General features: G+C 58.2%; 20 protein-coding genes and 1 pseudogene. 9 read left to right on the top strand and 12 right to left on the bottom strand.

The window, feature by feature from the left end:
* Positions 1-20: 20 nt before the first annotated feature.
* The 3 genes and pseudogenes from preA to ACR0BI_RS00855 form a co-directional block, all read right to left on the bottom strand.
* Positions 21-1,325 (bottom strand): NAD-dependent dihydropyrimidine dehydrogenase subunit PreA, encoded by a 1,305-nt coding sequence (gene preA / locus ACR0BI_RS00865; protein ID WP_170731922.1) that lies wholly within the window; start codon positions 1,323-1,325, stop codon positions 21-23.
* A 45-nt stretch (positions 1,326-1,370) separates the two neighbouring features.
* Complete coding sequence (locus ACR0BI_RS00860) at positions 1,371-2,705, bottom strand: NAD(P)-dependent oxidoreductase (RefSeq protein WP_170405122.1); 1,335 nt, start codon at positions 2,703-2,705, stop codon at positions 1,371-1,373.
* 159 nt (positions 2,706-2,864) lie between these two features.
* Positions 2,865-3,497: pseudogene (locus ACR0BI_RS00855) on the bottom strand (cupin domain-containing protein).
* A 152-nt stretch (positions 3,498-3,649) separates the two neighbouring features.
* Between ACR0BI_RS00855 and ACR0BI_RS00850 the strand changes: the two are divergent.
* The 3 genes from ACR0BI_RS00850 to ACR0BI_RS00840 all read left to right on the top strand — a co-directional run bounded on the left by ACR0BI_RS00850 (position 3,650) and on the right by ACR0BI_RS00840 (position 6,725).
* Positions 3,650-4,645, top strand: a complete 996-nt coding sequence (locus ACR0BI_RS00850) for a hypothetical protein (protein ID WP_480561696.1) — start codon at positions 3,650-3,652, stop codon at positions 4,643-4,645.
* 72 nt (positions 4,646-4,717) lie between these two features.
* Positions 4,718-6,010, top strand: coding sequence for an O-acetylhomoserine aminocarboxypropyltransferase/cysteine synthase family protein (locus tag ACR0BI_RS00845; protein WP_170393386.1), 1,293 nt, complete (start codon positions 4,718-4,720; stop codon positions 6,008-6,010).
* 4 nt (positions 6,011-6,014) lie between these two features.
* On the top strand, positions 6,015-6,725 hold the full coding sequence (locus ACR0BI_RS00840; RefSeq protein WP_170662233.1) for a GNAT family N-acetyltransferase: 711 nt from the start codon (positions 6,015-6,017) through the stop codon (positions 6,723-6,725).
* Between the two features lies 1 nt (position 6,726).
* On the opposite strand, the gene ACR0BI_RS00835 is transcribed toward ACR0BI_RS00840, so the two are convergent.
* A complete protein-coding gene (locus ACR0BI_RS00835) occupies positions 6,727-7,422 on the bottom strand; it encodes an SIMPL domain-containing protein (RefSeq protein WP_170421149.1) in 696 nt (231 codons plus the stop codon).
* Positions 7,423-7,586: 164 nt separating this feature from the next.
* Between ACR0BI_RS00835 and ACR0BI_RS00830 the strand changes: the two genes are divergently transcribed.
* Positions 7,587-9,473: a hypothetical protein gene (locus ACR0BI_RS00830; protein ID WP_170801161.1), complete on the top strand. Its 1,887-nt coding sequence runs from the start codon at positions 7,587-7,589 to the stop codon at positions 9,471-9,473.
* 56 nt (positions 9,474-9,529) lie between these two features.
* Here the strand turns inward: ACR0BI_RS00830 and hppD are convergent, their stop codons facing one another.
* The gene (gene hppD / locus ACR0BI_RS00825; protein ID WP_170393394.1) at positions 9,530-10,627 is read right to left on the bottom strand and encodes a 4-hydroxyphenylpyruvate dioxygenase; all 1,098 of its coding nucleotides are present in this window, start codon (positions 10,625-10,627) and stop codon (positions 9,530-9,532) included.
* A 147-nt stretch (positions 10,628-10,774) separates the two neighbouring features.
* On the opposite strand from hppD, the gene ACR0BI_RS00820 reads away from it, so the two are divergent.
* Together ACR0BI_RS00820 and ACR0BI_RS00815 are read left to right on the top strand one after the other, a co-directional pair.
* Positions 10,775-11,230 carry an Lrp/AsnC family transcriptional regulator gene (locus ACR0BI_RS00820; protein ID WP_170405101.1) on the top strand — a complete coding sequence of 152 codons (456 nt, stop codon included), beginning with the start codon at positions 10,775-10,777 and terminating at the stop codon, positions 11,228-11,230.
* Positions 11,231-11,250: 20 nt separating this feature from the next.
* The gene (locus ACR0BI_RS00815) at positions 11,251-13,134 is read left to right on the top strand and encodes a monovalent cation:proton antiporter-2 (CPA2) family protein (RefSeq protein ID WP_170393396.1); all 1,884 of its coding nucleotides are present in this window, start codon (positions 11,251-11,253) and stop codon (positions 13,132-13,134) included.
* Here ACR0BI_RS00815 and cobT read toward each other — a convergent pair.
* The gene (cobT, locus tag ACR0BI_RS00810; RefSeq protein ID WP_480561697.1) at positions 13,131-14,141 is read right to left on the bottom strand and encodes a nicotinate-nucleotide--dimethylbenzimidazole phosphoribosyltransferase; all 1,011 of its coding nucleotides are present in this window, start codon (positions 14,139-14,141) and stop codon (positions 13,131-13,133) included. The genes ACR0BI_RS00815 and cobT overlap by 4 nt on opposite strands.
* A 79-nt stretch (positions 14,142-14,220) precedes the next feature.
* Between cobT and cobS the strand changes: the two genes are divergently transcribed.
* Positions 14,221-14,985 carry an adenosylcobinamide-GDP ribazoletransferase gene (cobS, locus tag ACR0BI_RS00805; RefSeq protein WP_480561699.1) on the top strand — a complete coding sequence of 255 codons (765 nt, stop codon included), beginning with the start codon at positions 14,221-14,223 and terminating at the stop codon, positions 14,983-14,985.
* Here the strand turns inward: cobS and ACR0BI_RS00800 are convergent.
* The 6 genes from ACR0BI_RS00800 to ACR0BI_RS00775 all read right to left on the bottom strand — a co-directional run bounded on the left by ACR0BI_RS00800 (position 14,982) and on the right by ACR0BI_RS00775 (position 20,886).
* Positions 14,982-15,743, bottom strand: a complete 762-nt coding sequence (locus tag ACR0BI_RS00800) for an ion channel (protein ID WP_170406404.1) — start codon at positions 15,741-15,743, stop codon at positions 14,982-14,984. The two genes, cobS and ACR0BI_RS00800, sit on opposite strands and share 4 nt — an antisense overlap.
* A gap of 124 nt (positions 15,744-15,867) precedes the next feature.
* Complete coding sequence (locus ACR0BI_RS00795) at positions 15,868-16,377, bottom strand: CarD family transcriptional regulator (RefSeq protein ID WP_010439402.1); 510 nt, start codon at positions 16,375-16,377, stop codon at positions 15,868-15,870.
* A 284-nt stretch (positions 16,378-16,661) separates the two neighbouring features.
* A complete protein-coding gene (gene fdxA, locus ACR0BI_RS00790; RefSeq protein WP_010439399.1) occupies positions 16,662-17,000 on the bottom strand; it encodes a ferredoxin FdxA in 339 nt (112 codons plus the stop codon).
* A 65-nt stretch (positions 17,001-17,065) separates the two neighbouring features.
* Positions 17,066-17,431, bottom strand: coding sequence for an RNA-binding S4 domain-containing protein (locus ACR0BI_RS00785; RefSeq protein ID WP_480561700.1), 366 nt, complete (start codon positions 17,429-17,431; stop codon positions 17,066-17,068).
* A 6-nt stretch (positions 17,432-17,437) separates the two neighbouring features.
* Complete coding sequence (locus ACR0BI_RS00780; protein ID WP_480561702.1) at positions 17,438-20,254, bottom strand: helicase-related protein; 2,817 nt, start codon at positions 20,252-20,254, stop codon at positions 17,438-17,440.
* Between the two features lie 23 nt (positions 20,255-20,277).
* Positions 20,278-20,886 (bottom strand): tetratricopeptide repeat protein, encoded by a 609-nt coding sequence (locus ACR0BI_RS00775; protein ID WP_480561703.1) that lies wholly within the window; start codon positions 20,884-20,886, stop codon positions 20,278-20,280.
* A gap of 30 nt (positions 20,887-20,916) precedes the next feature.
* On the opposite strand from ACR0BI_RS00775, the gene ACR0BI_RS00770 reads away from it, so the two are divergent.
* Positions 20,917-21,207: an SCP2 sterol-binding domain-containing protein gene (locus tag ACR0BI_RS00770; RefSeq protein WP_170393409.1), complete on the top strand. Its 291-nt coding sequence runs from the start codon at positions 20,917-20,919 to the stop codon at positions 21,205-21,207.
* Positions 21,207-22,178 (top strand): alpha/beta fold hydrolase, encoded by a 972-nt coding sequence (locus tag ACR0BI_RS00765; protein ID WP_480561704.1) that lies wholly within the window; start codon positions 21,207-21,209, stop codon positions 22,176-22,178. Before ACR0BI_RS00770 ends, ACR0BI_RS00765 begins: the two co-directional genes overlap by 1 nt.
* Positions 22,179-22,225: the final 47 nt, after the last annotated feature.

The following is a 22,225-nucleotide window of genomic DNA, read 5'->3' as shown; positions in this document are numbered from 1 at the left end:
TTTCGACGAAAAATCTCTGACTACTCCGCCGCTTTCGCCATGGGATTGTTGGGGTGTGTCGTCCAATTGGCATATTCAGGATCAACGACCTTGCCTGTGCGCGGATCAACCGCTCCGGCGGCCATCGGCTCCATGGAAATACACCCCTCTACAGGGCACACATCCACGCAAAGATTGCAGGCCACGCATTCCTCGTCGATAACCTCGAACACCCGATCCTCCGACATCGAAATCGCCTGATGGCTGGTGTCTTCACAGGCTGCAAAACAGCGACCGCATTTGATGCACTGATCCTGATCGATCTTCGCTTTGGCGATGTAGTTGAGGTTCAGATATTGCCAATCCGTCACATTGGGCACTGCGCGTCCGATCACTTCGTCGATATTGGCATAGCCTTTCTCATCCATCCATTCCGACAGGCCAGCCGTCAATTCATCGATGATTTTAAACCCATAGGTCATCGCTGCAGTGCAGACCTGAACATTGCCGCAACCCAGCGAGATAAACTCTGCTGCATCGCGCCAAGTGGTGACGCCACCGATGCCTGAGATCGGCAGCCCATGCGTGGCTTCGGCCCGCGCAATCTCGGACACCATCGACAACGCGATTGGTTTCACCGCCGGTCCGCAGTAGCCACCATGGCTGCCTTTACCGTCAATCGAGGGTTCGGGGCTGAACGTGTCCAGATTGACACTGGTGATCGAGTTGATCGTATTGATCAGCGATACCGCATCCGCGCCCCCATTCTTCGCCGCCGCCGCAGGTTTGCGGATATCCGTAATGTTCGGCGTTAGCTTCACGATAACTGGGCGGTCGTAATACTGTTTGCACCAACGGGTCACCATTTCGATGTATTCCGGCACCTGCCCGACGGCAGACCCCATACCCCGCTCGCTCATCCCGTGCGGACAGCCAAAATTCAGCTCGATCCCGTCCGCACCGGTTTCAGCCACACGCGGCAGAATGGCCTTCCAAGCAGCCTCCTCACAGGGCACCATGATCGAGGCGATCAGGGCGCGATCTGGATAATCCGCCTTTACGCGGGCCATTTCCTCAAGGTTCACCTCAAGCGGCCGATCTGTGATCAGTTCGATGTTGTTGAGTCCCAACAACCGGCGGTCCGCGCCATAAATCGCGCCATAGCGTGGGCCGTTCACATTCACGACCGGAGGCCCCTCGGCCCCCAAGGTCTTCCACACTACGCCGCCCCATCCGGCCTCGAAGGCGCGGCGAACATTGTACTCCTTATCCGTCGGTGGCGCGGAGGCCAGCCAATACGGGTTCGGGCTTGATATTCCAAGAAAGTTTGATGTTAAATCAGCCATTTATCCGGCCTCCCTGATGCAGTTCTGCATCTTTGTCTTTGAGTTTCACGCGCTCAGTGCAGCGTGGATATCCATCGCGGCATCGCGACCTTCGGCTACGGCGGTCACGGTCAGGTCTTCGCCACCTGCCGCACAGTCTCCGCCAGCCCACACACCGGTCATTGAAGTGCGTCCCGCCCCGGTCACGGCAATCTTATTGCCATCCAGCGTTAGGCCTTCCGGCGCACCGTCAAGCGTCTGACCGATGGCCTTAAAAACCTGATCGGCGGGCACACGGACAGTTTCACCCGTTCCGGTCAGTCGACCATCATGGCTAGCAGTATACTCCAATTCGATCTCTGCTGCGGCACCATTTCCGTGAATAGCCACCGGCTGAACATTGCAGAGAATCCGAACACCATGCGACGCCGCCAAATCCTGTTCGTACCGGCTGGCACCCATCGCGTCGCGACCTCGGCGATAGGCGATGGTGACGTGCTCAGCGCCTAGCAGTTTCGATTTCACTGCCGCATCTACGGCAGTCATACCACCGCCAATCACAACGACATTGCGACCCACAGGTAGATCAACCAGATCGCTGGCCTGTCGCACATCCGAGATAAAGTCGACCGCCGGGCGCACCCCGTCTTTATCGACCCCATCAGCCCGCAGTGCGTTCACCCCCGCAAGTCCTATTGACAGGAAAACAGCGTCATAGTTCTCCTGCAACCCTTCCAGAGAAATCGTCTCTCCCAGAATCGAACCGGTCTCGATCGCGATCCCGCCTATTTTAAGCAGCCAATCGACCTCGGCCTGTGCAAAATCATTGGTAGATTTATACGCCGCAATCCCGTATTCGTTCAGACCGCCTGGCTTGGGCTTGCCTTCGTGGATCACCACATCGTGCCCCTGCATCGCCAGACGATGCGCACAGGCCAGACCGGCGGGCCCTGCCCCAACTACGGCAATTGTCTTGCCGGTTGATGCGGCGCGCTCGAACGGATGCGCACCCGAGGCCATCACATCATCGGTTGCATAACGCTGCAGGCGTCCGATCTCGACCGGCTTGCCTTCGGCCGTCTCACGCACGCAAGCCTCTTCACACAAAGTTTCGGTCGGACAAACCCGGGCACACATGCCGCCCAGAATGTTCTGCTCCAGAATGGTCTGCCCTGCCGCCTGCGGTTGCCCGGCCTGAATCTGGCGAATGAACAACGGAATATCGATATCCGTCGGACAGGCCGTCACACATGGCGCGTCATAGCAGAAATAGCATCGATCGGCGGCCACGGCGGCCTCGTGCGGGGCCAGTGGCGGATGCAGATCGGTGAAATTCGAGGTCAGCTCATCGCTGGAAAGCCGCCCGGAGACGATCCCGGGTGCCATCTGGCCCTGTGCCATCACTCTACTCCCTGTAGATATGTTTGTTATGGACCCTAGCTTGCCACAATCTGATTTTTTATCAATTGGTAAAATTTGCCAAATGGTCAAAAAATGAAAAATCCGGGCGGAATGGCCCGGATTCAGTCAGAAATTGCCTATTTTGTTGGCAGCGGTGGCTCAGACCATCCCACCCAGGTGGCCGGATTTGATCCAAACACGGGCTCCGCCCTCACCTGCTACAGCAGCAAAGCGTGATCCAGGCGGCAAGCGCAACCAGTCCCAAGTGCCAAATTCTTCGCCCGCCTCGGCAAAGCCACCTTCGATAACAAAGACCTCAAACCCCTTATCGGCGTCCAATTCAATATGTTCGTCCGCGCCCCAGGTTTGCACCTGGACATCCTCATGCACATCCTTGAACAAATCGATATCTCCGCCCCCGTTGATCGAGCGCCGAACCTCGGTGCGGTCATCGGGGTCGAACTGATGCAATTTGACCAGAATAGTCGCGCCTTCGCTGGCCGAGGGTGTATGGGAGGACGTCGGGGGATTGCGTACATAGCTGCCGACAGGGAAATCTCCGGTTTCATCCTGGAACACTCCGTCCAGCACCAGATATTCCTCACCCCCGTCATGAGTATGCGACGAAAACGCGCTGCCGGGGGCAAAGCGCACGATGGTTGTGGCACGCGCCACTTCCTAGCCAATGCGGTCCAGCATCTTGCGTTCGACGCCAGCAGCCGGTGACGCGACCCATTCGGTCTGATCAAAGTGAACGGCGACCCGCTGTGTGAAATCTGCATTGACCCGCATATGCAATCCTCCTGCGTTGCTGTCACATTAGATGGGAGCACGAGCCGGATTTGCAAACCGGTCATGTTTGGGGTTTTGACGCCCTTCACAGCTTGTTGTACTTCCGGTTGAGGCGGCGGCCGAATACCGGCCCGATCAGAAAGCGCGACACGATGCAGGCAAGCCCGGCGACATTTAACATCCTCATCATCGGGCAAAACAACCGGCTGCAATACGAGGCGCTTTTGTTCGCCGCCTCGCTGCGCCACAGCTCACCAGGGTTCAAAGGTCGGCTGTTCGTGGGGGTACCACAGCCCGGCCCTCTTTGGCCTCAGAACCCCAGCATTCAGGATGCCGAAGTTCTTGAAGCCCTGCAGCATCTGGGTGCCGAGATTCTGCCTTTTGAGTCTCATGCTTTTGGCTCGAGCTATCCCAATGGCAACAAGATCGAAGCTTTGCTGGCGATGCCAGAGGGTAAGCCCTTTGTCTTCTTCGACTCCGACACTCTGATCACCGGCGAAATTTCCGACGTCCCGTTCGATTTCGAACAGCCCGGCGCCTCACTTCGGGTCGAGGGAACATGGCCCAAACCCACGCTCTACGGCCCAGGAAATGAGGGTATCTGGCGCGCACTGTATGACCGGTTCGGGCTGGATTTCGAAAGCTCTCTCGATCCCAGCCAGCCCGAGGGTTATTGGCGGCGCTACCTGTATTTTAACGCCGGTTATTTCTTCTACAAATGCCCCCGCCAATTTGGTGAGCGGTTTATGGGCTATGCCCGCACCATTCGCGACGAGGAAATCCCCGAACTGACCGGGCAAGTTCTGAACCCGTGGCTAGATCAGATCGCCTTGCCGCTGGTCATCCATTCCTTCGGTGGCGGACGGGATGCCCTGCCCGAGGGCCTGCTGGATGGTCGGATCAGCTGCCACTATCGCCTGTTCCCGATGCTCTACGCCCGCGAAAGCGATCATGTGGTCGAGATATTGGAAACCGTCGTGGCCCCGAACAAGATCAAAAAAGTGCTCAAAGGCTATGATCCACTGAAGAAGCTGGTGATACAGCGCAAGGGTGCGAAGATCCGGGCATTGTTCGACCGAAACAACCTGCCCGCACGCGAACAGGTCATTCGCAAAACGATCAAGTCCAAGGGGCTTTGGCTGCGGTGACGCGGACATTGTGCCGGGCGAGCCAATGTCCTAGAGATTCAGCAACACACATTCCAACAGGAGATTTCCTCGATGTCTGACGGACCCACCTACGGTTTTGACACGCTGCAAATTCACGCCGGGGCCCGCCCCGACCCTGCCACAGGCGCGCGCCAGACACCGATCTACCAGACCACCGCTTATGTCTTCCGCGACGCTGACCACGCCGCCGCGCTGTTCAATCTGCAGGAAGTGGGGTTCATCTATTCCCGCCTGACCAACCCGACGGTTGCCGTGCTGCAGGAACGTGTGGCGACGCTTGAGGGCGGCGTTGGCGCGGTGTGCTGTTCCTCGGGTCACGCGGCGCAGATCATGGCGCTGTTCCCGCTGATGGGACCGGGCTGCAACGTGGTGGCTTCGACCCGTCTGTACGGCGGCACGGTCACGCAGTTCAGCCAGACGATCAAACGCTTTGGCTGGTCGGCCAAGTTTGTCGACACCGATGATCTGGACGCCGTCAAGGACGCTATCGACGAAAACACCCGCGCGGTGTTCTGCGAATCCATCGCCAACCCGGGCGGTTATGTCACCGATATCCGTGCGCTGGCGGATGTGGCGGACGCAGCAGGCATTCCGCTGATCGTCGACAACACCTCGGCCACGCCCTACCTGTGCCGCCCGATTGAACACGGCGCGACTCTGGTCGTTCACTCGACCACCAAGTACCTGACCGGCAACGGCACCGTGACCGGCGGCTGCATCGTGGATTCGGGCAAGTTCGACTGGTCGGCGAATGACAAGTTCCCCTCGCTCAGCGAACCCGAATCCGCCTATCACGGCCTGAAATTCCACGAGACCTTCGGCCCGCTCGCCTTTACATTCCACGGCATCGCGATCGGTCTACGCGATCTGGGCATGACGATGAACCCTCAGGCGGCGCATTACACACTGATGGGGATAGAAACGCTATCGCTACGGATGGAGCGCCATGTCGAAAACGCGCAGAAAATAGCAGCGTGGCTCGAGGCAGACGACCGTGTGGATTACGTGACATATGCTGGCCTGCCATCCTCGCCTTATAGCGACAGGGTAAAAAAGCACTACCCGCGCGGCGCGGGCGCCCTGTTCACCTTTGCGGTCAAGGGCGGCTATGACGCCTGCGTAAAGCTGGTGAACGCGCTTGAGATCTTCAGCCACGTGGCCAACCTTGGCGACGCACGGTCGCTGATCATCCACTCGGCCTCGACCACACACCGTCAGTTGACGCCCGAGCAGCAGGAAGCTGCAGGCGCAGGCCCTGGAGTGGTGCGCGTGTCCATCGGGATCGAGGATGCAGACGATCTGATCGCTGATCTCGATCAGGCTCTGTCCAAAGCCAGCGCCTGATCCGATGACCGGGCACAACACAAATGAACTGGGTCAACCCATCGGTTTTTCGGTCACGGGCGAGTTCCCTCGCCCCACGCCACCTTACACACCGATGCAGGGCCGGTTCTGTTCCGTTGTGCCATTGGATGTAAACAGGCACGCGCCCGGCTTGTACCGGGCGTTTGCCAATGACATGGACGGCCGCAATTGGACTTACCTTCCCTACGGCCCGTTCGACTCTGAGGCGGATTTCACCGCATGGGCGCAGTCAAATTGCATGGATGCGGACCCGATGTTCCATACAGTGCTCGACGCGGATGAGGTACCCGTCGGGATGGCCTCGTACCTTCGAGTCGAACCAGCCGCGGGTGCGATCGAAGTGGGCCACATCCATTTCTCACCTCTGCTGCAGCGTAAACCGCAATCGACCGAAGTGATGTATCTGATGATGCGCCGGGTATTCGATGAGCTTGGCTATCGCCGCTACGAATGGAAATGCGATGCGCTGAACGCGCCATCAAAACGCGCAGCTGAACGTTTGGGTTTCACGTTCGAGGGCGTCTTCCGGCAGGCGACACATTACAAAGGACGCAACCGGGATACGGCGTGGTTTTCGATTATCGACAGCGAGTGGCCGCGCATTCGCGCGGCATTCGAGAACTGGCTTGCGCCGGGGAATTTCGATGCATCGGGCCAGCAGCGCCAACCGCTGCAAGCCCGCGTTGGATCGTAGCTTACTCCGCGATTTCGAACTCCATCGCGATATTGACCGAAACGGAAATCTCTCCGCCTGCGACCGGCACGCCACCGGCGTCCGACATCGCCATCTCGCGCATCTGAGCCATCGGGCGAACACCTCCGCCGTGGTCGTTGATCGATAGGACGGGACCCAGGGTAACTCCGGACGCCTGCGCCAGTTGCTGCGCCTTCTCGGTCGCATCTGCCACAGCTTTGGCCCGTGCTTCAGCCTCAAGCGGTTTGGGCTCTTGCACGCCAAAGCTCAGACCGCCGAAATCATTGGCACCGTCCTTGATGACCGCATCCATGATCTGGCCCAGATTATCCAGATCCCGCACGCGTACCGAAACGCGGTTGGACGCGGTGAACCCAGTGATCTTGGGTGGCTCATTGCTGGAATTGCTGCGCCCCGACCAGACCGGTGAAAGCGAAAGATCGCGCGTCTGAACATCGCGCGCCTCCAATCCCATTTCGTCCAGTCGTTTGAGGATCTGCGTCACCGCGTCCGAGGTCGCCTGCATCGCTACCGATGCCTGCGCATCCTGATTGGTCACGCCCAGTGTTATCGTTGCCATATCGGGTGCAACCAGAGCCGTACCGGTCCCGCTGACCGAGATGCGACGTTCTTCCGCATGGGCGGGCAGAGTCGCGGTGGCAGCGGCCATGGCGGCCAAAAAAGCAAGTGTCTTCAAGATGATCCCTCCTTGATGCTTGCTCTCAAGATGGGTGGTCGGGCCCGTACACGGCAAGGGGGAAACGTGCCTTTTTCTTTCCCTCGGCGAGTTCCTGCTCTAATCTCGGCGGGCAGACATCTAAGCGTTTGCATAAAAGCCGACAATTATGGTTCATCGCGATTATGAAACCCGCCTTTGCGCTGTCATTTTCTGAAAACGGCATTTCCTTGCATCATCAGTCGGATGGAGACTGGTACTGCATTGGAACCGTTCCGTTAGATGCGTCGGATTTCGCGGACCAGATGCAGGCCCTTCGGGATCAGGGATTCGCGCTGGAAAATGACCTGAGTTGCAAGCTTGTTATTCCATCCGATCAGGTGCGCCTCTTGGTTGTCGACACCGATGGTTTGGACACCGATGCAGCGGCGAAAAAGGTCAAGGATACGTTGGCCGCAGCCACGCCCTATGAGCTATCAGAGCTGGCTTATGTCGCGGGCAACGCGGGGACTGAGACCCCGGTTGCCGCTGTGGCCCAGCAAACGCTGGACGAAGCCAGCGCATTTGCCACCGATCATGGCTTTATCCCCGAGGCATTCTGGGTCAGCGCAACCGGCAACGATGCTCTGGACGCGCCATTTCTGGAACTGCCGATCATTGTGGATGAGGACGCTGTGATTGCGGCCCCCAAACCCGTTGATACGCCGGACATACCGGTTCACGCCATCGCTGAAGATGCAGCCCCCCCTGCATTTGAGCCTGCTACCAAAGCACTGCCCTCGTCTGCCAAGACAGGAACGGATCTGAAACGCTTTGCAATTCCTGCGATCGCAGCGTCGGTTGTGGTTGGAATGTTGCTGGGTGTCTGGTCTTACAACAGCTCTGACCCCGAAATTGTCGAAGTGGCCGAACCGTTAGAGCCCGAGCTGCAGCCAGAGCCAGAAATTGCAACTGCAGAACCGCAGGCACAACCCGAACCTCAGGAAACCGAGATCGCAAGCCTCCCACAAGAACCTGAAGTGGCAGAGGAAGAACCGGTGCTCACCCCCACGGACGAGGCCATTCTCGAAGCACTGAAGATTGAACCGGAGCCGGTCGAAGACATCGCTGATCTGCCAGAGAGCAGAACCGAGTTTCGTGAGTTTACCGGCACCGCCCCTGTTGAACCTTCAGAACTGGAGCCAGCGCCTGTGGCTGGCGTGGATAATCAATATCTCACATCGGTCGATCGCTCGGACCTGTCGACCGATTCCGTCGCACTACCCGAACTTGCCAGCCTCGACACAGATGCGTCTTTTGAGTCGATCTCTTTGCCAGGCCAAGCGGGGCAGCGGTTCAACCTGGATGAACGCGGACTTGTGACGCCAAGTGCCGAAGGCACGCTGAACCCGGCCGGTGTAATGGTTTATCTGGGTCGTCCCGCGTCCGTGCCCCCCGAACCCCCAACCAGGTTCGAAACAGAACCCGTTGTCATAGAAGAGTTCGATGAGAGACTCGCGGCGTTTCGCCCACGGCCACGCCCGGAAAATCTGGTGGATCAATTCGAACGCCAGCAACTTGGCGGTCGATCCCGGCAAGAACTGGCCTCGGTCCGGCCCAAGCTGCGGCCCGAGTCTCTGCAAACCCCTCCGCAGGTCGATGAAACCCCGACTGCGCTGGCTGTTGTACGGGTACCCCGTCCAAAAATCAGGCCTGCCAGCATCACGGCGCGCGCGACACGGCAACCTAGTTCTGGGAGTGCAGCGCTGGCCTCGACCGCAAATGTGGCCAGTAATGCCGATGAAGTTGGTTCGTTCCAACCCAGAACGGTCAATCCCAAAATTCCGTCTTCCGCGTCAGTTGCGCGACAAGCAACCATCGACAACGCGATTAACCTGCGCAAGTTGAACCTAATCGGCGTGTACGGCACCCCGGCAAACCGCCGTGCTTTGGTCCGCCTGCCCAGCGGACGCTACAAAAAGCTGAAGGTGGGCGATCGCATCGACGGAGGTAATGTCATCGCCATCGGCGACAGCGAGTTGCGCTATCAGAAGCGCGGCAAGAACATCACGCTCAAGATGCCGCGCGGGTAAAGAAAAAGCGCCATGTCGGTCAGACACGGCGCTCGGTTGATTTCATTGATTCATGTTTAGGCTGCCGAGATTTCACCCGACTCGATCTGCTCGCGTTCGATCGATTCAAACAGGGCTTTGAAGTTGCCCTCACCAAACCCGTCATCCCCTTTACGCTGAATGAACTCAAAGAAGATCGGGCCAATGACTGTTTTCGAAAAGATCTGCAGCAGAATCTTGGTCTCACCGCCATCAACTACACCTTCGCCGTCGATCAGAATGCCGTGCTTCATCATCCGATGCTTGGGCTCATCATGGCCGGACACACGGTCGTAAGACATGTCATAATAGGCCTCGTTCGGACCGGGCATGAACTTCAGACCCTTCTCGGCAATGGCATCGGTCGAGGCGTAGATGTCGTCGCTGCCCACCGCGATATGCTGGATGCCTTCGCCATTGTACTTCTTCAGGTAGGAGACGATCTGTCCGGTCTCGCCACGATCTTCATTGATCGGAATTCGGATGCGACCACAAGGTGAAGTCAACGCGCGACTGTAAAGCCCGGTGAACTTACCTTGAATGTCGAAAAAGCGGATTTCACGGAAGTTGAACAGGTCGCCGTAGAATTTGAACCACTTGTCCATGTTGCCCTTGAACACGTTGTGGGTCAGGTGATCGAGATAGTAGAACCCATCGCCGCGCGGTTTTGACTGCTCCAGCCATTCAAATTCCTCGTTGTAGGGCGAGGTGTCATAATACTGATCGATGAAGTAGATCAGCGAACCACCAATGCCCTTGATCGCCGGAACATTCATGGTCTTGTCTGCGCCATCATAAGGCTCAGCCCCTTTGGCGATCGCGTGTTCATAGGCCTTCTGAGCATCAACAACGCGCCAGCCCATGGCAGGGGCGCAGGGGCCGTGCTCGGCCACGAATTTGGCTGCAAAACTGTCAGGATCCGCGTTCAGGATGTAGGTTACATCACCCTGTTGCCAAAGCTCAACCTTGGGGGTGTTGCGGTGATAGCCGACATAGTCGAAGCCCATTCGCGCAAACAGGTCTCGCAGCTCTTGCGGCTCGGGGTGTGCGAATTCAACAAACTCAAACCCATCGGTACCGGCTGGGTTTTCTTCGCTGATGACAGATTTCGGGGCGTTATGCGGGAAAGGACCCATGGCGCGTCTCCTCGGAAAACAGGAATTTCTTTGCTGATTCAAAAATACGCCTTAATGAGTGCTGTTTCTGCGCATTGTTTTCGTATAAACTAAGTTTAGATGCGTACTTTCCGCATATTGATTGCAAATTTTGGGGAAACGCCGCACGTGCTGGATCGGATTGATATCGGAATACTCGCAGCTTTGCAGCGCGACGCGCATCTGACGTCGCAGCAATTGGGTGATGTGCTGAATCTATCCGCCAGTCAGGCGGGCCGTCGCCGACAGCGCCTTGAGGCCGAGGGTTATATCACTGGGTACACCGCACGACTGGACCCGCTGAGGCTGGGGCTACAGGTTCAGGGGTTCATTCAGGTGCATCTGGGCACTCATGGCCCCGAACAATCCGCAGGCTTCGCCCGCATGGTCAACACCCGCCCCGAGATCACCAGCGCCTGGACGATGACAGGTGAGGCAGATTACCTGCTTCATGTCTATTGTGACGACTTATCCGCACTCAATACCTTGCTTCACGAAGTGATCCTGCCGCATCCTGCAGTTGCACGGGTGCAAAGCCAGATCGTGATGGACCAATTGAAACGCGACGCGCCGCTCCCGACCTGAGCGGATTTAAGAGGACAATAATGAACGAGTTCCTTTATCAGGCATCGATCTATCTGGCAGCTGCGGTGATCGCGGTGCCGCTTTCCGCCCGTTTGGGTCTGGGATCGGTGCTGGGTTATCTGGCCGCAGGCATCGCGATTGGTCCCATTTTGGGCCTTGTCGGGGCCGAGACGGAAAGCCTGCAGCATGTGGCCGAATTCGGCGTCGTGATGATGCTGTTCCTGATCGGGCTCGAGCTTGAGCCCCGTGCCTTGTGGGATATGCGGGACAAATTGTTAGGCTTGGGCGGGCTGCAGGTCGGCCTGTCGACCGCAGCAATCGCAGCTGTGGCGTTTTATGCTGGTCATCAATGGTCGGTGGCGCTGGCGGTTGGATTAACCTTGTCACTTTCTTCCACGGCAATCGTGCTGCAGACCCTGTCCGAAAAGGGCCTGATGCAAACCAACGGAGGTCGAGCAACCTTCTCGGTCCTGCTGACGCAGGACATTGCCGTAATCCCGATCCTAGCTTTTCTGCCGCTGCTTGCCCTGCCCGCAAGTATCCATATCGAAGATGACGGCTCCATCAGCCGTGGCGTAGGCATAGCCAAAGACGCGGACTATCACGCCAAACTCTCGCTGGTCGAAGGACTGCCCGGCTGGGCCGTTACGCTTGTCACCATTGGCGCCGTCGCGTTTGTCGTATTGGCCGGCATCTACCTGACCCGCCCACTGTTCCGTTTCATCCACGCCACCCACCTGCGCGAGATGTATACGGCACTGGCGCTAATGATCGTGGTCGGCATCTCGTTCCTGATGACCCTTGTGGGCCTGTCGCCCGCTCTTGGCGCGTTTCTCGCCGGAGTGGTTCTGGCCAGTTCGGAGTTCCGACACGAAATGGAAAGCGACCTTGAGCCGTTCAAGGGGCTGTTGCTGGGCCTGTTCTTCATCACCGTGGGCGCTGGGATCGATATCGGGTATTTCTTCGCCGACCCGTTTGACCTGATCGGTTTGGCCTTGCTGGTCATACTGGCCAAGGGGATCATCCTGTTCATCGTCGGGCGCGCCTTCAAGCTGCGCGGGCGCGATCACTGGCTGTTCACGCTGGGTTTGGCCCAGGCCGGCGAATTCGGCTTTGTCTTGTTGGCGTTTTCTACGCAGCAGAACGTGATTCCACCGGGTTTGTCGCAAAAACTGTTGATGATCATTGCGCTGACCATGTTGATCACACCGCTTCTGTTTATCGTCTACGACGTACTTTCGCGCTTTCTCGGCGAGAGCAATCCGCAGGTTGAACCCGATCAGATCGACGAAAAAGGCCCTGTCATCATCGCCGGGATCGGTCGCTTTGGGCAGATCGTGAACCGGCTGGTACAGGCAAGCGGGTTTAAAACAGTTGTTCTGGACCACGATATCGAAACGATCCAGCTGATGCGACGGTTCGGTGTCAAAGGCTTCCTTGGCGACCCCACTCGCCCCGAATTGCTGCGCGCTGCTGGAATCGAAAAGGCAGCGGTCCTTGTCGCGGCCATGGATGACTACAAACAGGTCACACGTCTCGTCGGATATGCCCGCCGCCAGCGGCCCGATCTGCACATCATCGCCCGCGCCCGCGACCGCAACCACGTCTATGAACTCTATCAGGCCGGGGCCAACGACATTGTCCGCGAGATGTTCGACGGATCGCTACGCGCGGGCCGCTATGTTTTGGAGAATATCGGCCTCAGTGAATACGAGGCCGCACAGGCCGAACAGACCTTCTATCACCACGACCGGGGATCGGTGCGCGAGCTTGCAGAACTGTGGATCCCCGGCATGCCGACAGCCGAAAACAAGAAATACATCGAGCGTGCGCGGCAACTGGAAAAAGATCTGGAAACCGCGCTGCTGGAACTGGCCGAGGAACACGCCAAGAAGTCGGCTTAACCGGCCGACACACCCGCTTCAGCGAATGTCGCCATGCCGGAATGGCAAGCAACCGCGCTTTTCAGAATATTGATCGCCAACGCTCCGCCCGAGCCTTCGCCCAGGCGCAGGCCGAGGGTCAGCAATGGCTCCTTGCCGAGCTTGCCCAGCATCGCGGCATGCGCGCCCTCGGCGCTTTGGTGGCCCGCGATGGTGTGATCCAGCGCTGTTTCCGAAATCTGCGCCAGACAGGCTGCAGCTGCGGTGCAGATGAATCCATCCAGAATGACCGGTATCCGCAATACGCGCGCGGCGGCTATCGCACCAGCCATAGCCGCAATCTCGCGTCCGCCAAGGCACCTTAGAATATGAAGTCCATCGCCCTGACCATGCAGAGCGACGCCTTCCGCAACAACCCTGGTTTTGTTCGCCAGACCTGCATCATCCACACCGGTCCCGCGGCCAGTCCAGTCGGCAGCATCCCCGCCAAATAGCGCGCAAGCGATGGCGGCAGCCGGCGTGGTATTTCCGATCCCCATCTCTCCAACAACCAGCAGATCGGCCTGCGGATCAACCGCCTGCCATCCTGTGCGCAGTGCGCTTAGAAATTCCTCTTCGCTCATCGCGGGGGTATGGGTAAAATCTGCGGTCGGACGGTCCAGCTCCAGCGCGTGCACGTCCATCTTAGCGCCCGCAGCCTTTGCCAACTGGTTGATCGCCGCGCCGCTATGTTCGAAATTCATGACCATCTGCACCGTCACTTCGGGCGGGAACGCCGAAACGCCTTGCGCCGTGACACCATGGTTGCCCGCAAACACGATGACCTGTGGCGCGTTGATCTGAGGCCGCGCATCCCCGCGCCAACCTGCATACCAGATCGCTAGATCCTCAAGCCGCCCCAACGCGCCGGGCGGTTTGGTTAGTTGACCGTTGCGCTCTTCCGCGCCCTGCTTGGCAGCGGTGTCCGGACCGGGTGCGCCGGTCAGCGCATTGCGGAAACTGTTCAGGTCATTGAGTTCGGGCAGCATGGAAAGCCTCGTTGCATCAGAGTGGTTGTGTGTGTTTAACCAATGCTGGCAAAGCAACAAGACCCGGAAAGGCCTGGGAGTGACCAAAAACGACACCGCCCCGTTTTCCCTGTGGGATATCCCGCTGGCTCTGGTCCTTTTGACGCGCCTGCCCCTGCCACCCCTGCCCGATCAAGCGTTCACCCGCCAGTCGCGTGCGGCTTGGGCCCATCCCCTTGCCGGGCTTGTTGTGGGGGCGCTGGCTTGCGGCGTCGCCTGGATTGCAATCTGGGCGCAGCTGCCAACCCTTGCCACCGCCGCCCTGCTGGTCGCCACGTTGATCATCGCAACCGGAGCGATGCACGAAGACGGGCTAGCCGATACGGCCGACGGGCTTTGGGGCGGCTTCACAACCGAACGTCGACTGGAGATCATGAAGGACAGCCATATCGGCACTTACGGCGTACTGGCCCTGTTGCTGGGCCAACTGCTTCGAATTGCTGCTGTCATGGCACTGATCGGTGCGGGTCTGTTGACGGGCATATTGGCCGCCTGCCTGTTCTCACGCGCCGTGATGCCCGTGCTGATGCGCGCGCTACCCAACGCTCGCAAATCGGGGCTGAGCCATTCGGTTGGTGCGCCCCCCTTGTCTGCGGTGCTGGCCGGTATCGTGCTGGCTATCGTCCTGTCGCTATTGCTGCTGGGTGGATCAGCCATCACGCCGATGCTCTGCGCCCTGCTTGCAGCGGCTTTTGTCGCTCGCATCGCCAAGACCAAGATCGGTGGCCAAACCGGTGATATTCTGGGGGCCACGCAGCAGACCTCGGAAATCACCTTCCTCCTGGCGCTGACAGCCTCAATCTAAGACGCCCCACCGGTTTCAATGCGCAGCGTCGCGCCACAGTGTTTGCAATGCACAGCATCCGGATCGTGCCGGAACAGGCCGCAGCTTGGGCATTTGTAGCGCACTTTCTGCGGCATGAAGATTGCCTGCGCCAGACGGACAAACAACGCCACGCCAACAACCATGATGAAAACGGAAAACAGCTTTCCAGCTGGTGTGCCCAGCGTGATATCTCCGAACCCCGTTGTCGTCAGGGTCGCCATAGTGAAATAAAGCGCGTCGATATAGGGGGTCTGCGCATCTTCGGGGACGAAAAAGACCAGTACTGCAGTCGAGGTTGCAAAAACAAAGACCATCAGATTGATCGCCGCAATCACCGCGTCTTCGTGGGTTCGAAAGAAAGGACTATCTCGGCGCAAATCCCGCAGCAGATGATAGGAATGGATCAGCCGCAATGCGCGCAATATCCGCAAGAACGCGAGATTGCCGGTCAGGAACGGGTCAAGCAGCAGCGACACGATCACAACGATGTCTGCCATCGTGTAAATCTGGCGCAGCAGTTTCCAGCGGTCTTTGGAAATCCACATCCGCGCGCAGAAATCCATTAGGATGATCAGCCCGACACCCAAACTTGCCGCCGTCAGCCCAGGCCCATGCGGGATATTCGCCGTGGAGACAAAAAAGATGATCGAGGCGATATCGAACAGGATCAGCCCATAGCGAAACCAGACCGAGACCGGCTCGTGGCTGATGTAGAGAAACTTGACAGTTTGCTTCATCATGTCCCCGTATCTTCCTGCAGTTACAGAAAAATACCCGACACACACCACAAGACCAAGCGCCTAGTCGCGAAAAAGGGCCGCCCCGGATATCGGGACGACCCTTAAATTGGCTTGAACGCGATCAGGCTGCGCGTGAGGTCAGAACCTCATCGACCTGTTTGGCAGCCGAAATCTCATCGGCGCCAGAAACTGCGGCCACTTCGCGTGTCAGACGTTCCAGCGCGGCTTCGTACAGCTGACGTTCGGAATAACTCTGCTCGCGCTGGTCGTCGGTGCGGTGCAGGTCGCGGACCACTTCGGCGATCGAGATCAGGTCACCCGAGTTGATCTTTTGCTCGTATTCCTGCGCCCGGCGCGACCACATGGCACGCTTGACCTTGGCTTTGCCCTTCAGCGTCTTCATTGCCTGACTGATCACATCCGGTGAGCTGAGCGACCGAAGCCCCGATTCAGTGACCTTGTTAGTCGGCACGCGCAGGGTCATTTTGTCTTTTTCAAAAGAAATCACGAACAGCTCAAGCGAGAAGCCTGCAACTTCCTGCTCTTCGATTGATACGATCTGACCTACGCCATGAGCCGGGTAGACGACATAATCGTTCGGGCGGAACTCAAGCTTTTTCGATTTCGACATTCATATTCATCCTTCATTTCTGATCGGGATATGAGACGACAAAAGCGCCACAGCCGAGGCCCTGCATGGCCCCGTCAGGCGGCTTATTTGTCATAAATTCAGAACTCCAAAGCGAGCATACTTACGGAGCACATCCCAATCACAGTCATCATTCGGTCCCTAGGATATCACAAATTTGCGACACTCAAAAGACCGCGCCAAGGTAAATGGGAAATTCCCTTTCTACCTCAACTAATTAATGCACAGATTGATGCCAAATGAACGGTAACCGGCTGCCGAATCGGTCAACCGCCTTCGCCGGGGGCTTCCGAGAAATATTTTTCCATCTTGCCTTCTTCGCCGTCGCGTTCCTCGGCCTCGGGCAAGGGGTCTTTTTTGGTCACGATCACCGGCCACATTTCCGAGTATTTCCGGTTGAACTCGACCCACTGCTCCATCCCCGGCTCGGTGTCCGGGCGGATGGCGTCGGCGGGGCATTCGGGTTCGCAGACACCGCAGTCAATGCATTCGTCGGGGTGAATGACCAATGTGTTTTCACCTTCGTAGAAACAATCCACCGGACAAACCTCGACACAGTCGGTGTATTTGCAGCCAATGCAGTTTTCGGTGACAACGTAGGTCATGTTGGATTTCCCGTTTGCGCTTTGGCGACTAGCTAATCCAGTCTGACCGCCGCTTCAAGGTCAGATCACCCCTTTGGGATGCGAGAAAGATCAAGCGCGCGTCTTTCTTTCTTGGTTGGACGACCTTTTCCCTCAAACGTAGGATTCTTGGGCGATACGTCCTGCTTTTCGGTCATATCGAAGTACAAAGCTTGCGCCTCGGGGGCCGGGCCGCGACGCACGCCAAGCGCTTCGATACGTACAACCCGAACAATACGCCCCTGCGGAAAGGTCAGGACATCTCCGGGTGCCACGGCTTGCGCCGGTTTCAGCACCCGATTTCCGTTCAGACGCACATGGCCGCCGCTGACCTGTTTGGCGGCCAGGCTACGGGTCTTGAAGAACCGCGCCTGCCACAACCATTTGTCGATCCGCAGCTTGGCCTCGGCCATCGCGGATCAGTTGCCGTCCTTCAGACCCATCAACGCTGCCGCAAACGGGTTATCGGGATCGATTGCCTTTTCCTTTTTGGGTGGCCGTGACGAGAAGGTCTTGGCGCCCTGAGGCTTGCCCCCCTTCTTGCCATGCGGCTTGCCCTGAGGTTTACCACGCGGCTTGCCCTTGCCCTGCCCCTGCTCGCGACGCGGACCACGGTTTTGCTGACGTTGGCGCCCCCAAGTGAAGGTGTAGAACACCTCAATTTCGGGCTCATCCAATTTGGACTCTGCTGATTTCTCAGTGGCCGTAACCTCTGCTGCCGCCTCGGTGCTTTCGGAGGCTTCGGCTGACGCCTCGGCGGTTATACCGACGTCATCCGCTTCGGCATTTGCGGTCGGTGTCTCATCGAAGACAGGTTGTTCCTCGGCTTCCGCCACAGGCTGCTCCGTGGGGACCGGCTTGGCCTTCTCACGTTCGCCGCGTTCGGCCTTGTAACCCAGTCCCTGCATCAGGTCTGCAAACTGTTCCAAGGTCATGCCGGTAATCGACAACATGTCGGGTTTGGCTTCGAACCCACCGCGGCTATCCTCGGACCGCAGCATGTCGGCCAGCCGTTCCAGCATATCGATCCGGATTGAGCGTTCGCCCGCATCGCGGTAGCCGCACATGGTGTCATAGCCCTGCGGCGCATCCTTGGCGACCGGAACGGTAACCAGACCCGGAGGTGGTGCTTCGGGGAACTCCTGCAAGCCGCCGGACAATGCCCATAGTACCAGACGCAGGCGCGTTGGCGCGGGTTTCAGCAGCAGCGGCATGAAGATGGTGAATTGACCGAACCGGATGCCATGTTTGCGCAGCGCACCACGGGCGTCCTGATCCAGATCCTTGACCTCTTGCGCAACCTGCACACGGGGCAGCACGCCCAACGACTCGACCATACGGAAGGCAAAGCCCTTCGCCAGGCCCGTCAATTCTTCATCCCGCGACAGGTTCAGCAGCGGCTCGAACAGGGCTGCCACTTTGCGGTCGATGAAATGCTGCAGGCGGCGCTGAACCTTCTGTTCCACGTCCGGCCCGGCGGCCTCATCGACAAAAACCTCGACCACAGGCTTGAGAGGCTCGACACCGGCAACAAGTTTGCCCACGGCATACTCGCCCCACATCAGGCCACCCTGATCGGTGAAATCAATTTCGGTATCGGGCGCATTGTAGAAGCGATCGGCACGCAGATGGAATTGCGGCGCGAGTGCTTGCAGAGAGGCTGACTTCAAGGCTTTCGCTTCAGTCCCCTGCGCGCTTTTGTCCGGGGTAAACCGGAACCCTTCCAGACGACCGACGAATTCACCTTCGACGGTCACTTCACCCTTGTCATTTACTTCGGCCAAAAGGGCCTCCTTCTGTTTGAGCCGGCGCAGCAACACTGACGTGCGCCGGTCCACAAATCGCTGAGTCAAACGGTCGTGAAGAGCGTCCGACAGCCTGTCTTCTACAGTGCGCGTTTCCTCGCGCCAATGGGATTCGTCACGCACCCAACCGTTTCGTTGCGCAACATATGTCCAAGTGCGAATATATGCCAACCTTTTGGACAATGCATCAATGTCGCCATGGGTTTGGTCGATACGGCGGATTTGCCGCGCCATGAAATCATCGGGGATACTTCCGCGCTCATGCAGATGGCCATAGATCACCTCAAGCAGGCTGGCATGTTCGGCATGGCTGATGCCACGAAAATCGGGGATTCTGCACACATCCCATAGCAAACGGATCGACGGTCCATCGCTGGCACGGGCAACGACTTCGGTGACTTGGGACAGAGATTTCAGGACGTTCAGATCGTCAGCTGGCCGCGCTTTGATCAGGTACTCATTGTCTGGGCTGACCTCAAGCGAGTCGATCAGTGCGTCAATCGAGCCGAACCTGAGGGCGGCATTCCGCCAGTTCAGCTTTTTCATCGGCGTAAAGCGGCTGTCCATGATCGCCTGCGCCACGCCTTCGTCCAGCGGCGGGGCCTCGCCGGTCACACCAAAGGTGCCGTCGGACATTCCGCGCCCGGCCCGTCCTGCGATCTGGGCCAACTCGTTGGGGGCCAGAGGCCGCATTCGGCGGCCATCAAATTTGGTCAGAGATGAGAACGCCACATGGTTCACATCCAGGTTCAACCCCATTCCGATGGCATCCGTAGCCACCAGATAATCAACCTCACCATTTTGATAGAGGTCAACCTGCGCATTCCGCGTGCGAGGGCTAAGCGCCCCCATGACGACCGCCGCCCCGCCCTTTTGGCGACGAAGCAGCTCGGCGATGGCATAGACATTGTCGACCGAGAATCCGACGATCGCACTGCGCGCAGGCATTCGGCTGATCTTTTTCGAACCGGAATAGACCAGCTGAGACATCCGTTCACGCCGGATGAACTGCGCTTCGGGCACAAGGGCCGCGATGGGGCCGCGCATGGTGTCAGAGCCGAGGAATAGCGTTTCATTGGTGCCGCGCGACCGCAACAGGCGGTCAGTAAAGACATGGCCGCGTTCGGGGTCCACGCAAAGCTGAATTTCGTCAATCGCCACAAAATCAGTGCCCATGCCTTCTGGCATCGCCTCAACTGTACAGACCCAGAATTGGGTGCGCGGCGGTACGATCCGTTCCTCGCCTGTCACCAGCGCCACCACAGACGGACCGCGAATAGCGACAATCTTGTCATAGACTTCGCGCGCGAGCAGCCGCAGCGGCAGACCGATGACACCGGTCCGGTACCCCAGCATACGTTCAATCGCGTAGTGAGTTTTACCTGTGTTCGTCGGGCCAAGTACGGCCACGATTCGGGATGACCCGCTCACCTTTGCCCCCTGCGCCCTAAGACTTACAGCGCCTTGCCTTCAACCTGAGGCTTCAGCCGATTCACGGCATTGGTTACTTCTTCATGATGGGGATGTATAGCCAGCGCACGTGAATAGGCCTCAAGTGCTTGTTCTGGCTTGCCCACGATCTCAAAGATGAGGCCAAGGCCGTAGATAGCGTCGTAGTTGTTCGGATTCAGGGTCAATGCCTGTTCAAGATCCGCCGCAGCCATGCCAAACCTGTCAATGCCGAAGAAAACCGAAGCGCGCACATGCCAACCCTCGGCAAATTCGGGTGCGTGATCGGTAAGCGCCGTCAAATGATCAAGCGCGGCCTCGACATCCCCATCATCCAGCGCTTCGCGTCCGCGTTCCAACAGCAAATCCGCCGAAGCCGAACCTGATTGTGACCACAGCGCCTGCAATTGCCGATCCAATCCGATGGCCTGTTCGGGCGTCGATTGCGCCAGTTGCTGCAACAGTGATGCCTCGTCCCGCGAATCCGCCTGCTGCGCGATGCAACTGGTGGAAAACGTGACTATGACGGCAAGTGCCGCGACGGTACGTTTGAGATTGGTGATTGCAATACCCATAACAATGTTCAGTGTAGCGTAGCGACCGGGGATGTCCATTCACGGCGCATGAACAATATGAGGAAGACCATGAGCGATATTCTGGAAAAAGCCGCGGCGGCATTGAATGAGAAACTGTCGGGCGGCGATTTCGATGCGTCAGCCAAATTTGCCATTGCCGATCTGGGTTCTATCATTCTGGATGCAAGCGGTGCGCGGGTAAGCGACGAAGATGCTGATGTGACCCTCAGCGCCGATGCGGACACCTTTGAACAGATTCTCAGCGGTGACCTGAACCCAACCGGTGCGTTTATGTCCGGCAAGCTGAGCGTTGACGGAGACATGGGTATTGCCATGAAACTCGCCTCGGTGCTGGCCTGATGGAGTTTTCGCCGGCCCCCTTATTCGAAGACGTGGCCGGCGGCCCTGCCGATGGTGCGGCGCATTGGCTGATCACCGAAGATGGCAAACGTATCCGCGTGGCACATTGGCTGCCCGGAGGCGATACGCACGGCACGGTGATGCTGTTCCCCGGTCGCACGGAATACATCGAAAAATATGGTGATACCGCCAAGGAATTTGTGAACCGGGGCTTTGCAAGCTTCGCGGTCGATTGGCGCGGGCAAGGGCTTGCAGATCGCCTGCTGGATGATCCGCGGATCGGTCATATCGAACAATTCACCGATTACCAGCACGACGTTCGCTCAATACTGAAACTGGCCGAAAAACTGGAGTTGCCCAAGCCCTGGTACGTCATAGGCCATTCCATGGGCGGAGCTATAGGGCTTCGCGCCGTTCTGGAGGGGGCTGATTTTGCGGCCTGCGCCTTTACGGGCCCGATGTGGGGGATTTTCTTTACACCAATCATGAAGCCGCTCAGCCAGCTAACTGCCTATTGGGGGCCACGCTTGGGCTTGGGCGAGAAAACACCGCCCACCACCACGCTAGAGAGCTATGTGGCCTCACAGCCCTTCGAAGGAAACGTGCTGACACGCGATCCGGCGATGTACCGAATGATGCAGGATCAGTTGGCCGCACACCCTGAACTTGCTTTGGGCGCACCGTCTACCATCTGGCTGCGCGAGGCGCTGGATGAATGCACCTGGCTGATGGAGCAGACCGCGCCCGAGATCCCTGCCCTGACCTTCTTGGGTAGCCATGAACAGATCGTAGACCGCAAGGCCATTCGGGCACGTATGGCCAACTGGCCTAGCGGTACTCTGGTCGAGATCCCCGACGGCGAACACGAAGTTCTGATGGAGGCACCCGAGGTGCGCGGGCCGGTCTTTGATCAACTTGCTGCACATTTCGCGGCAGCCGCGGCGAAACCAAAACCCGAGCCCTGTCATTAAGGTTTGGCCAGACAGCTTGCTTGTGATCCGGACGTGCCGCGCCTAAA

The sequence above is a fragment of the Ruegeria sp. E5 genome, from assembly GCF_056534105.1.
The sequence above is the reverse complement of the archived record's forward strand: the minus strand, read 5'-3'. Positions and strand labels throughout refer to the sequence as shown.